Source organism: Humidesulfovibrio mexicanus, from assembly GCF_900188225.1.
Lineage (GTDB): Bacteria > Desulfobacterota > Desulfovibrionia > Desulfovibrionales > Desulfovibrionaceae > Humidesulfovibrio > Humidesulfovibrio mexicanus.
Genome location: NZ_FZOC01000004.1, coordinates 219,837 through 229,393 on the forward strand (window position 1 = coordinate 219,837; position 9,557 = coordinate 229,393).

The 9,557-nt window shown below is 61.3% G+C and carries 17 protein-coding genes; 5 read left to right on the plus strand and 12 right to left on the minus strand.

Annotated features, from left to right (window positions below; translation table 11 throughout):
• Nucleotides 1–72 precede the first annotated feature (72 nt).
• The 11 genes from CHB73_RS09975 to CHB73_RS10010 all read right to left on the minus strand — a co-directional run bounded on the left by CHB73_RS09975 (nucleotide 73) and on the right by CHB73_RS10010 (nucleotide 6,669).
• Nucleotides 73–1,416 carry a sbcc family protein gene (locus CHB73_RS09975; RefSeq protein ID WP_089274420.1) on the minus strand — a complete coding sequence of 448 codons (1,344 nt, stop codon included), beginning with the start codon at nucleotides 1,414–1,416 and terminating at the stop codon, nucleotides 73–75.
• Nucleotides 1,417–1,497: 81 nt separating this feature from the next.
• Complete coding sequence (locus CHB73_RS09980; protein WP_089274421.1) at nucleotides 1,498–1,755, minus strand: hypothetical protein; 258 nt, start codon at nucleotides 1,753–1,755, stop codon at nucleotides 1,498–1,500.
• Nucleotides 1,756–1,891: 136 nt separating this feature from the next.
• A complete protein-coding gene (locus CHB73_RS17345) occupies nucleotides 1,892–2,911 on the minus strand; it encodes a recombinase RecT (RefSeq protein WP_089274422.1) in 1,020 nt (339 codons plus the stop codon).
• An 11-nt stretch (nucleotides 2,912–2,922) separates the two neighbouring features.
• Nucleotides 2,923–3,687, minus strand: coding sequence for a hypothetical protein (locus CHB73_RS09990; RefSeq protein ID WP_089274423.1), 765 nt, complete (start codon nucleotides 3,685–3,687; stop codon nucleotides 2,923–2,925).
• Nucleotides 3,688–3,697: 10 nt separating this feature from the next.
• A complete protein-coding gene (locus CHB73_RS09995; RefSeq protein WP_089274424.1) occupies nucleotides 3,698–4,234 on the minus strand; it encodes a hypothetical protein in 537 nt (178 codons plus the stop codon).
• Nucleotides 4,224–4,556 (minus strand): hypothetical protein, encoded by a 333-nt coding sequence (locus CHB73_RS10000; RefSeq protein WP_089274425.1) that lies wholly within the window; start codon nucleotides 4,554–4,556, stop codon nucleotides 4,224–4,226. The genes CHB73_RS09995 and CHB73_RS10000 overlap by 11 nt, the downstream gene beginning before the upstream one ends.
• Before the next feature lie 2 nt (nucleotides 4,557–4,558).
• Nucleotides 4,559–4,900, minus strand: coding sequence for a hypothetical protein (locus tag CHB73_RS10005; RefSeq protein ID WP_089274426.1), 342 nt, complete (start codon nucleotides 4,898–4,900; stop codon nucleotides 4,559–4,561).
• 2 nt (nucleotides 4,901–4,902) lie between these two features.
• Nucleotides 4,903–5,070, minus strand: coding sequence for a hypothetical protein (locus CHB73_RS16810; protein WP_179216986.1), 168 nt, complete (start codon nucleotides 5,068–5,070; stop codon nucleotides 4,903–4,905).
• A 2-nt stretch (nucleotides 5,071–5,072) separates the two neighbouring features.
• A complete protein-coding gene (locus CHB73_RS16815; protein ID WP_179216987.1) occupies nucleotides 5,073–5,228 on the minus strand; it encodes a hypothetical protein in 156 nt (51 codons plus the stop codon).
• A gap of 637 nt (nucleotides 5,229–5,865) precedes the next feature.
• Entirely contained in the window at nucleotides 5,866–6,198 is a 333-nt protein-coding gene (locus tag CHB73_RS16480) for a hypothetical protein (RefSeq protein ID WP_143337360.1), read from the minus strand.
• A gap of 138 nt (nucleotides 6,199–6,336) precedes the next feature.
• Nucleotides 6,337–6,669: a hypothetical protein gene (locus tag CHB73_RS10010; protein WP_143337361.1), complete on the minus strand. Its 333-nt coding sequence runs from the start codon at nucleotides 6,667–6,669 to the stop codon at nucleotides 6,337–6,339.
• 191 nt (nucleotides 6,670–6,860) lie between these two features.
• On the opposite strand from CHB73_RS10010, the gene CHB73_RS10015 reads away from it, so the two are divergent.
• On the plus strand, nucleotides 6,861–7,085 hold the full coding sequence (locus CHB73_RS10015; RefSeq protein WP_089274428.1) for a helix-turn-helix domain-containing protein: 225 nt from the start codon (nucleotides 6,861–6,863) through the stop codon (nucleotides 7,083–7,085).
• A gap of 95 nt (nucleotides 7,086–7,180) precedes the next feature.
• Here the strand turns inward: CHB73_RS10015 and CHB73_RS10020 are convergent, their stop codons facing one another.
• The gene (locus CHB73_RS10020) at nucleotides 7,181–7,381 is read right to left on the minus strand and encodes a hypothetical protein (RefSeq protein ID WP_089274429.1); all 201 of its coding nucleotides are present in this window, start codon (nucleotides 7,379–7,381) and stop codon (nucleotides 7,181–7,183) included.
• Nucleotides 7,382–7,474: 93 nt separating this feature from the next.
• On the opposite strand from CHB73_RS10020, the gene CHB73_RS10025 reads away from it, so the two are divergent.
• From CHB73_RS10025 to CHB73_RS10040, 4 genes are read left to right on the plus strand one after another with little or no spacing between them, the layout of a single operon-like run.
• On the plus strand, nucleotides 7,475–7,948 hold the full coding sequence (locus CHB73_RS10025) for a phage regulatory CII family protein (protein ID WP_089274430.1): 474 nt from the start codon (nucleotides 7,475–7,477) through the stop codon (nucleotides 7,946–7,948).
• Entirely contained in the window at nucleotides 7,945–8,172 is a 228-nt protein-coding gene (locus CHB73_RS10030; RefSeq protein WP_089274431.1) for a hypothetical protein, read from the plus strand. Before CHB73_RS10025 ends, CHB73_RS10030 begins: the two co-directional genes overlap by 4 nt.
• Nucleotides 8,173–8,175: 3 nt before the next feature.
• Entirely contained in the window at nucleotides 8,176–9,150 is a 975-nt protein-coding gene (locus tag CHB73_RS10035) for a hypothetical protein (RefSeq protein WP_089274432.1), read from the plus strand.
• Nucleotides 9,080–9,487 (plus strand): hypothetical protein, encoded by a 408-nt coding sequence (locus CHB73_RS10040; protein ID WP_143337362.1) that lies wholly within the window; start codon nucleotides 9,080–9,082, stop codon nucleotides 9,485–9,487. The genes CHB73_RS10035 and CHB73_RS10040 overlap by 71 nt, the downstream gene beginning before the upstream one ends.
• Nucleotides 9,488–9,557: the final 70 nt, after the last annotated feature.

The window sequence follows — 9,557 nt, forward strand, 5'->3', positions numbered from 1 at the left end:
CTCGGATTGTCGGGCGAAGGCTGGCGGCAAGAGATTGGGGCGAAGAAGCCCTCCTCCTGCCGCCAGCTTGTGCTACGCCGCGCCCTGGACGTGCTCCGCGGCATCGTCGCCCACGCGCGGGATGCTCTCGCCGCTCACGCCAGCTCCGGCCATCTCGCTGCATTCAGCGTAGAAGGCACACAGGCTCGCGCCTTCGCCGCATTCCAGACCGATGGGTCCGCCGTAGCAGTCGGGCGCCACACGCTCGCCTCCCAGGGCCTCCAGCCGAGCCTTCGCCGCGGCTTCGTCCATGGCCAGCTCAAAGGCGGTCGGGGTGTCGTCGTCGTCCACCACAGGCTCATCGCCGGGGGTGTGCTCCTCAACCTTCTCGCCGTCCGGGTGCGGATTGGTCCCGAAAGTGCCGCCGATGTTGGCCGCCGCCAGGTCGCCCGGTGTGGCCTCACCGATGGGAAGCGGCACCTGGGCTTCGTCGTGGCGCAGACGCCGACGGTGGGTCTCCTCCATGGTGTCCAGGCGGATGGTCGTGACCCAGCCTGTCTTGTAGTCCTTGACGATCTGGCACTCGACATCGCGCATTTCGTGCCCTTCGCGGTAGAGCGCGCCGTCCTTGTGCAGCTCGGCATCGACCTCGCCGATCTTCTGCGCGTAGGACTTGGTGCTCTGCGCCTTCTGCTGTTCCAGGTCGGCTTTGCGGCGCAGATTTTCCGCCGTGCGGTCGGCCAGGGCCTTCATCTCTTCCGTGGTGAGCTTCACCCGGTGCTGCTCGATGACCTTCTCAATGCGCTTGCCTTCCGCCTTGGACTTTTCTTCCTGGAGGCGCTTGCGCTCACGGCACGCCTCGCCGTCCAAGCAGAACACCTGCTCGGTGGGCGTCACGAGGTAGGCCGTGGTCTGCTCGCCGCAGTGCTCGCAAACGCGGGGCTCGGGTGCGTCCGCTTCTCCGCTGGCGTCGACGCGCGCGGTCCAGAACTCCAGGGTGTCATCCAGACAGTAGCCCTCGGCGCGAGTGCAGGGGTCTTCATCCTGGGGGCCGGAGAACGCGCATGTGGTGCGCGAGCGCTCGACCTCGCGGGTTTCAGCCTGGCTCTGGTCCACAACTTCCACGAAGCCCTGCTTTGCGGCCTCTTCCAAGACGGCGCGCTTGCCGCGGCGCGCTTCCAGCCACGCGCGGTAGCTCACCACGAACTGCGGCCAGTCGGCGATGGCGTTAGCCATGATCTCGCCGGGGTCTTTGCCCAGCGCCGTGCGCGCGTCTTCCAGCATGGCCTCGATGCCGTCTTCGCCCAGCGTTTCGTTGGGGAAGTCGCGCACCAGGCGGTCGTAAAACTGCGGCCCGACCGCATAGCCCGCGATGGACGCGGGGACATCCTGAAGCTGAAGCGTGGGCTCGGTTCCGGTTGCCTTCTTCTTCGCCATGGTTCCTCCTGTCGTCGTTTGTGTTGATGGTCCCTCGCTCGTTGCCGCTCTGGGTCTCCCCGGAGCGGTGTGAGGGGAGGACTAGGCTTCGGCCCGGTCTCCAGTGATCCCCCCGATGGGTCGGCAGTCGTTGAAGTCCAGGTCCGGGCAGAGCTTGCGGGTGTTGCTGCCGTAGATGCCGCGCCGCCTGTTTTCGAGGTGCGGGCACGGCCCGGCGTAGCCTTCTTTGCCCTCGTACAGCGGGTCTTTCAGGCAGGTTTCGCAGCCGGTCACGTAGTCCAGGGCGTGCAAAAGGAAGTCGATGCGTTCAGCGTCGTCTTTCAGGTCTTCGAGTTTCATTATTGCCTTCCATTTTTTTGTGGGACGGCGGGTGGGGAAAAGACCCGCCGTCCCGGTGCAAGGAGGAACATGCTCCTGTTGCGCGAATCCTCGCCGGGGATGGAGCGGCGGGGTCTACACCTGGAGCTGGTAGCTGTTAGCCGTTCTGCTTGGCGTGCTCCGGACCGTACTCCGGGCAGCGCGCGGCTTTCGGACACTTCGCGCAGACGCTGGCCGGGAAACGCGTCCCGTCCGTCCGGTCGGGGCAGAGGTAAGTCTCCTCCGGCGCACGCCGGGCTTTCCAAGCGTTGAAGCTGGTCAAGAACGAGCCGAAGTTGTCGCCAGCCGCGGCCATCTTCAGGCCGTTCACGTCGGTTCCGTTTGCCGCAGCCGTTGCCGCTATGAACTCGCCCAGGATGTCCATGTCTTCGTCAGGGAGTGCTTCCGTGATTTGCTTGTTGAAGCGGTCGAGGGCGGCGAGGTCCAGAGTGGGCTCTGGCCTTGTGTCAATGGCGGCGGGCATGTCTCTGGTCATATTGACCACTCGCGCTTCGGCGATACGTTCAGCCTCGTCCTCGTCGTAGACACCAGAGAAGCCAAAGGCGATACGCACCCCCTGAATCAGGGCCTTGTGGCGCAGGAAGCGTCGCGTGTGCGACTGCCACGGGCCCTTGATTTTGTAACTGCCGCGCTGTCCCTGCCCTTCAAATGCTGGGCGGTAACACTCGTCCAGGTATTCGCGCACCACTATGGGGTGGCTCCGATCCTTGCGGTGGATCACAACCTCGATCCATTCCGGGCAATCCTTGGCGTCGGGGTCTGCCTTGGCCATGGTCTCGCTGTACCGGAACTCTATGCCGTCCATGGCTGGGTGGTCATTCATGATGCGGTTCCACCCGTCCACGCCGATCACGGGCACGATGCCTTTCTGTTTGTCGGGGAAGGCGTAAATTTCTTTGGTGAAAGGGTTGAGTCCGTATTGATCGGCTACGATCAACAGAGCAGCCAACTGCTCGTTGCTGATTTCTTCGGCCGGGCCGTCCTTGCCCTTCGGCTGCTTAAACACCGTGGCCTTCAGAATCTCGCCAACCTTGGCCTTATCCACGCCGAATTTCTCGGCCATGCGGGCAAGCAAAGCGCCCTTGGTGCCGTCAACGACTGCGACTGTTTGAGCCATGACCTTTTCTCCTAGCCCCGGAAGGCGATTTCGGTGTGTTCGTAGATGCGGATGCCGGGAATCTCCCGCACGCCCTGCTTGACGGCCTGGCGCACCTTGGCCTCGTCGACCATCAGGTATTCACGCGGCACCTGGGTCTCGTCGGTGATCTCGTGCTTCCAGACCTTGCGCTGGGTGGCGCTGCCGGCCTCGGTGCGGACGATGGTCTGCTGCTTGGGCAGCGCGGGCGCCGCGATCTGGACCGGCTCCACGTGCGCGGCCTTGGCCTCGGCGTCGATCTTGGCCTGAAGCTCGGCCTGGGCCTTGCGCGCGGCCTCTTCGGCCTTGCGGCGCTCCATCTCAATGCGCTGGGCGTAGGCCCCGACCTTGCCGCGCAGGCTGGCGACGATGGTGCCCAGCCGCCCCTGGAAGCCCTTGGCCAGGCCGTTGACGCTCTTCACGTACTCGTTGGGGGCCAGCACCAGATCCTTGCGCACGCGCTCAATGGCCGCGTCGATCTTCTTGGCCTGATTCGCCATTTCAACTGCCGTGGCGTTCGTGGCGTCGTCGGAGACCATCAGGCGCTCGGTTTGAGCCACCATCTTGTCTATCTCGGCGTCGTAGACCGCCAGCTTGGCGCGCACCGGGGCGAGGTCGTAGGGGTTTTGTGCCGCCGGGGCGTGACTCGGTTCCCAGGTGATGTTCATGTCGCCCGACTGTTCGTCCTGCATGGCCATCATGTGCCCGGCGAGGTTCCCGTCTTGGGCGCGCAATGCTGCGCCAAAATCCATTCCCATGGTGTCCTCCTTACAGTTTGGTGCCGAAATACCGGTGCGCGTTGAGCGCCGCGACGAACCCGGCGAGGTCCGCTGCGCTGCCGTCCGTGTACTCGTCGAAAATTGGGGCCTTCCCGTCGCGCTTGAGGCGCAGGGAGCCGACACGCTCCACGGGATAGCCATTGACCACAGCCAGGTGCTTGTAGGCAGCGAGTTGCGCCCGCCAAAGTGGGCTCTTCGTGGCCGGGGTCTTGAAGTCGATCAGGGCCAGGGTTTCGTCTCCCCGGATGCGGCAAATCAGGTCCGGGTGCCCGCAGAAACCCAGAGCGGCGTCAGACAACTCCCCCTCGGAGAGCACGACCTCCTCCACCACGGGGAACCACCCGCGAAAGCTCTCGATGAACCCGGCGCAGTCGTCGGGTATCTCGGGAAACCAGAGGCCTTGCGTGATGCAGCCACAGATGCGGTGCACTGCGGTGCCGCGCCGGGCCGCGTTCTCCAGAACATCGGGGGCGATGCCGGAAAAGTCCGCCCAGGGCGAAAGCACGGCCGTCACGCTAGGCAGCATCGCGCTTTCCTTTGCGTCCGCAGCGGCCAACGAACCGGCCGCAGAACTCCATCCGGGGCTCGGCCCACAGTGCATCACCCGCCCAATCCGCCGGGCACCACTCCCAACTGGCGGGAACACACGCGGGGCGCGCAGGCTCGACAACGGCGCGCGGGTCGTCGCAAGGGTGCGTGCCGTAGCCGCCGAACGAGGGCTGCATGTCTTGCGGGCCGAAGGCCCAGCGCTTGCAACCTTCGGGGGTGCAGAACGCGCCGCTCTTGGCCTTGGCGAAAGGGCATGGCGTCTTGCGCGCCTCGGCCACCGTGACGAACATCCCGCTCATGCCTACAGCCCCCCTGTCCCGTATCCCTTCACAGAGCCAACATCCCACTGGTGCTGTGCTGCGCTGCGCTGCTCGGCCAACTCCAACGCCCGGTCCTGGGCGGTATTGCGCAGGTAGTTGCGGCTCGGCCACATACCGGGGCATTGGCTGGCGTTCCGGTCGCCGTCGGGGGTGAAGTCGAACACCGGGATGCTCATGTCGTTGCCCCGGCTGCGCATGGCCTCCAACACGACCACCGCGTTGGCGCACGTGTGGCCGAAGTATGCGCACTCGCGGCACTCGATGTCCGCGAAATCTTCGTCGCGCCGCCCGTCGTACAGGTCGAGATGGATGAGCTTCTCCATGGCTAGGCCGCCTTTTTGGTGTTTTGGGCCTGCGGCTTCGCCTTGCTCGCCGCGCTCCAGGCCAAGTGCTTGATTTCGTCCAGGTACTCGCCGCGCCTGTAGTCGTCATCGCGCAGCGCCCGGTCGGCTAGACTTTCGATTTTGCGCAGGGTTTCGAGCATCTTGTCCATCGCTACCTCCCGAAGATATTGTCGGCGTTGAGGTCAATGAGCAGGACCACAATGGCCCAGGCCACGGCCAGCCACCCGGCAATGTGCAGGCCCAGCGGCAATTTCTCGTCGGCCTGGTCCAAATTCTCCCGGCGCACAGTCTTTGTGAGTTCCGTCATGGTTGCCTCCCCTTTTTCAAACTTTCCCAATCCTCAAAATCAACAACTCACAAATAACCAATTGGCAAAACATAGTCAACAACTAAATTCCCAATTGGCAACAAATGGGTCAAAAAAGTCCATCAGGGGAGGGTGGCATTTTTGTAAGGGGCTGGCCCAGGCTGATGAGCAAAAGAAAAGCCCCCTGGGAGGGGGCTTGAGTTGGTAAGCAATGCTTTACAACTGATTTATGGCAGCTCTCGCCCTTCTTTATCCACGGCCCACACCTCCAGGGGCAGGCCGTAGGCCTCGCGCACGCGCAGCACGCGCTGGAGGTAGCGCTCATCGCCAGGCTGCTCCAATATCAAGACGACGCCCGGAGCCTTGCCGCTTTGGGCGCCATAATTGAGGGCCTGGCCTACACTCTCCGCCTACTTGCGCGCAAAATCAAATTCCACGGCGTAAGTCTCGGTCAGGCAATCGCAGCGGCTACCGTCGGGCATGACCACTTCCATTTCGCCGCGCGAGTCGCACCAGGCCTCTTGGTACCATGGTTCGGGGTGGGAGTGAGGTGAAGCCGAGAACGCAAGAGATGAAAACAGAACAATAGAGGCTACGACCACGGTTGCTGTGAGCGATTTAGCCACAGCATGTGCCGCTAGTGCATAGATATTGAAATGATGAACAATCGAAGCCATTGTGCTATGCAGGCAGCCAGAATAACGACAATCCCTCTTCCTACCAGCCCCTTCGCCATTACAACGATACCAAGAGCAACCGCGACAAGCGCAAGTACAACACCTAGCATACCGAGCAATACGGAAAGAAGAGCAAAACCTATTCCTGTCCAAAACATTTTGAAAGCCAAGTGCTCACGGCTTGCTACTACAAATGGGTTAGCCCCTTTCACCGCTACATAAAATGAATAGATAATTCCAAGGACAATGAATAGGTAGATCATTTTTAGACTCGGCAACAATTCCGCGACCACGATTTTATCCTCCTCAATATCAGCCCAATGATGCAAGTACCCACCTACACCTCTGGGAACATCCTGATTACAACCCCTCTCCCTCGAAGTTTCACCTGACGCGGCGCAAAACCTGGAAGCGGCAGCAGGCAAGCCGCGTCATACCGCCGCATCTTTCTCTCGGCCTGCCGTAGCCTCCTCAAGCGACTTTATCTTTGCCTGGAGCGCAGCGGACAAAGCCTTGAGCGTTTCCAACTCGCTCATGCCGCATGATATATTCACGTCAACCAGCCGGGGAATGAAGCTGTAGCTCTCCGGGAGCTGTAACTGGCTCTGCACAACTCCGGGGGTATCCTGTCCAACGGCAACCTCTTCCTGCTGCCCTTTCTCTCCGAGGAACACAATCCTACCCCCGATGGCGTCGAGGATTGCGCTGGCCGTTTCAAATCCGACATTTCTTGTCCCATCGGCCAATCTCTTTACCTGGCTCACGGCAATGCCAGACCGCTCGGCCACACGACTTTGGCCGCCGCGTCCTAAGTCTTTCAGCAACTTATTTAAGGCCTTTACGGCATCTTCATGGATTCCCATATCAACCCCTTTGGCACACACGTTGCCAATTGTCTACGCGCAGATTGGCAAAATACTGTTGACATATTTTGCCAATTGGTTAGGTTCTGACCATGGGAATCAAACAAGACATCGAAACATTCCTGGCGGAGTCCGGCTGGAACTCTTCTCGTCTTGCCAAGACGGCGGAAGTCCCGATCAGCAGCATCACCAGGCTGCTTAACGGGAAACGTCCCGGCCTCAACACAAAAACCTACGAACGCATCCAGGCGGTCATCGACGCGTACATCCCCATCCCCCCGCCCGAAAACCCTCCCCAAGACGAGGCTCGTGCGTGAAGCCGTCCACCTCGCTTGCCCGGCATGGCCCCGCGGCGCGCGGCGAACTGAACCTGTTGGCCCGTCGTAGAGACGGGGTGGAGGTGCCCATGGTTTCACCCACCCGAAGGCAAGGCCAACTGGTACATGACCAGGTTTGCGGCAGGTCCACCGTGCTTCTTCAGGTGGGCGAGCACCTGATTGACGATGTCGTGCTGGACTTTATCCAGCGAGACGGACTCTGGCAGCGTGACCCTGAACCACTTCACGTCTTCGGCAGTGAGGATTCTGGCCGTGGCCAAGACGTTTCCGTTCATCGTGCGACGAGTGGTGATTTGGATGTCCATGAGACCAGAAAGCACAGGGCGATGAGTGTGTACACAAGCACTTCGCGTGGGGAGGCTTAAGGTATGGCGCAAATGATGAAATTGGTCGCGCTACTCCATGAGTCCGTAGAATCCGCCATCAAAGACGGCCGCACGACCAAGGAAGAGCTCTTGGTCCTGCTCGACAAGGCACCCTCGACCCTCAACAACGAATTGAACCCTTTCCCCACCCCAAACAAGCTCGGGCTTGAAGACGCCTGGAAGCTCATCCAGAAGATTTCCGACACCTCAGTGCTCGCACACATGGCGACCGCCCTCGGGTTCTTGCTGCGCAGCAACGACGAAGCCTGCCCGGACCAACCGACGCTCCCTGAGGAGATGCTGGACGATGTCCCGGCCCTTGCCGCCTACCACCAGGCAATGCGCGACGAACTCCCAACCGAGCAGGTCCACGCCAAGCTCCAGGCCCACATCCGCGAATGCGAGCAAGACTTTGTGGCCTATCGCACCGAACACGAGAGGCGGACGAAGGTCAAGAGAGGGAGGCCTGCGGCATGAAAGGCTTCTCCCTTTCCGACTTGCGCCGACCCGCGGACTACAAGGCGCGCTACGAGCGCGCAGAGCACCAACGGGCACGCCTGTCCGACCAGGTGAAGCGCCTCGAAATGGAGCGTGACGCCTACAGAATGCGCCTTCAGGATGCCGCCGCCGAAATCGAGCGGCTGAAGGCTGCGGCGTGCCCGCCAAGAACGGCCCAGGCCCGGCTCGGAACGGGGGCGTAGGAGATGATCTCCGGCGGCTTCATCCTCAAGGCGCGCAAATCTCTTGAGTCCGAACTTATGGACAAGCCCCCCCTGTACTCGAAACTGTGGGATTGGATGCTGCTGCGCGCCGAGTGGCGCGATGGTGCAAAGCTCAAACGAGGGCAGTTCCGAACCTCCATCGAGGAGATGCAGGAGGCGATGTCCTGGCTGGTCGGATACCGCCGCGTAACCCCGTCCATCAAAGAAATCCGCTGTGCTTACGAGTGGTTCGCTGGGCGTTCCCACGAAAGTCCGCATGAAGGGGACACGAAGGGCACAATGATAGGCATTACGAGGGGCACTCGCGGGATGCTCATAACCATCACAAATTACGAAGTTTACCAGACAATAGAAAACTACGAAGGGCACAACGAAGGGCACAACGAAAGGTCTACGAAGGGCAGACAGAGGGCACCCGAAAGAGAAGAAGTTAAAGAAGCTAAGAAAGAAGAAAGACAGATTCCTGAAGACAGGAATCTTTTTGTCGAAGGTGCTCCGCCCCTCCGACTCGCCACGTACCTGTACAACTGCATTCGGCGCAACCGGCCGGAGTTCAAGCAGCCGGACCTCCAGGCGTGGGCAAGGCACGTGGACCTCATGCTGCGGATCGACAAGCGCGACCCCGAGCATATCCGAGAGGTTATCAAGTGGGCGCAGGCCGACAACATCCCGCAGGAGGGGAGCAAATTCTGCTGGGCGGCGAACATTCTCTCGACGGCCAAGCTCCGCGCGCAGTTCGACCAGTTGGCGATGAAGATGGCCGCCGCGCAGGCCCCGCCCGGAGTCCCCAGAAGACCACGTGCCACGACGGTCTACCAGCAGAAGCAGCAGGAAGGTGAGCAGAAGGCGAAGATTCTTCAGAAATTGAGACAGGAGAGGGAGAGAAATGGACAAGGCAATAATTCTCGAAGCGTTGATGAAAGCGGACTTGGTATTCCAATCAAGGCTCTCGGCTGATGAGCTGTCGGAACTGTCCGACCTGTGGGCGGATGCCCTTGAGGGCATGGGTGAGACCGATTTTCTCTTGGGCATGAAGTGGTGGACGAAGGTCGGGGGGTTCTTCCCCAAGCCGTCGCAGATTGTCGAAGCCGTTGGCGAGGCCCATGCCGAGGCCCACCGCGCCAAGATCGCCGCGCAATCCCAGAGGCCCGCTTTGTCGATCGGGATCCGCACGCCGGCGGATATTGCGCACTTTCAAGCCAAGTGCCGCGAGCTGCGCGCGTTGGTCGCCCGGAACGGCTCACCGGTTCAACCGTTCAAGCAACGCTGCGCCTCCGAGTCGGCGACGCAATAGCCGGAGGAAGCCCTGGATGTCCGTGGAATGCCCCCCCCCGGCTTGGGCTAGGTCGGGATGCGCCGAAACG

Coding starts and splice junctions, on each gene's coding strand:
- CHB73_RS09975 (WP_089274420.1), bottom strand. CDS start 1,416: ATGGCGAAGAAGAAGGCAACCGGAACCGAGCCCACGCTTCAGCTTCAG.
- CHB73_RS16810 (WP_179216986.1), bottom strand. CDS start 5,070: ATGGACAAGATGCTCGAAACCCTGCGCAAAATCGAAAGTCTAGCCGAC.
- CHB73_RS10035 (WP_089274432.1), top strand. CDS start 8,176: ATGATCTCCGGCGGCTTCATCCTCAAGGCGCGCAAATCTCTTGAGTCC.
- CHB73_RS09980 (WP_089274421.1), bottom strand. CDS start 1,755: ATGAAACTCGAAGACCTGAAAGACGACGCTGAACGCATCGACTTCCTT.
- CHB73_RS10030 (WP_089274431.1), top strand. CDS start 7,945: ATGAAAGGCTTCTCCCTTTCCGACTTGCGCCGACCCGCGGACTACAAG.
- CHB73_RS10000 (WP_089274425.1), bottom strand. CDS start 4,556: ATGAGCGGGATGTTCGTCACGGTGGCCGAGGCGCGCAAGACGCCATGC.
- CHB73_RS16815 (WP_179216987.1), bottom strand. CDS start 5,228: ATGACGGAACTCACAAAGACTGTGCGCCGGGAGAATTTGGACCAGGCC.
- CHB73_RS09990 (WP_089274423.1), bottom strand. CDS start 3,687: ATGGGAATGGATTTTGGCGCAGCATTGCGCGCCCAAGACGGGAACCTC.
- CHB73_RS10015 (WP_089274428.1), top strand. CDS start 6,861: ATGGGAATCAAACAAGACATCGAAACATTCCTGGCGGAGTCCGGCTGG.
- CHB73_RS10020 (WP_089274429.1), bottom strand. CDS start 7,381: ATGAACGGAAACGTCTTGGCCACGGCCAGAATCCTCACTGCCGAAGAC.
- CHB73_RS10005 (WP_089274426.1), bottom strand. CDS start 4,900: ATGGAGAAGCTCATCCATCTCGACCTGTACGACGGGCGGCGCGACGAA.
- CHB73_RS09995 (WP_089274424.1), bottom strand. CDS start 4,234: ATGCTGCCTAGCGTGACGGCCGTGCTTTCGCCCTGGGCGGACTTTTCC.
- CHB73_RS17345 (WP_089274422.1), bottom strand. CDS start 2,911: ATGGCTCAAACAGTCGCAGTCGTTGACGGCACCAAGGGCGCTTTGCTT.
- CHB73_RS10040 (WP_143337362.1), top strand. CDS start 9,080: ATGGACAAGGCAATAATTCTCGAAGCGTTGATGAAAGCGGACTTGGTA.
- CHB73_RS10025 (WP_089274430.1), top strand. CDS start 7,475: ATGGCGCAAATGATGAAATTGGTCGCGCTACTCCATGAGTCCGTAGAA.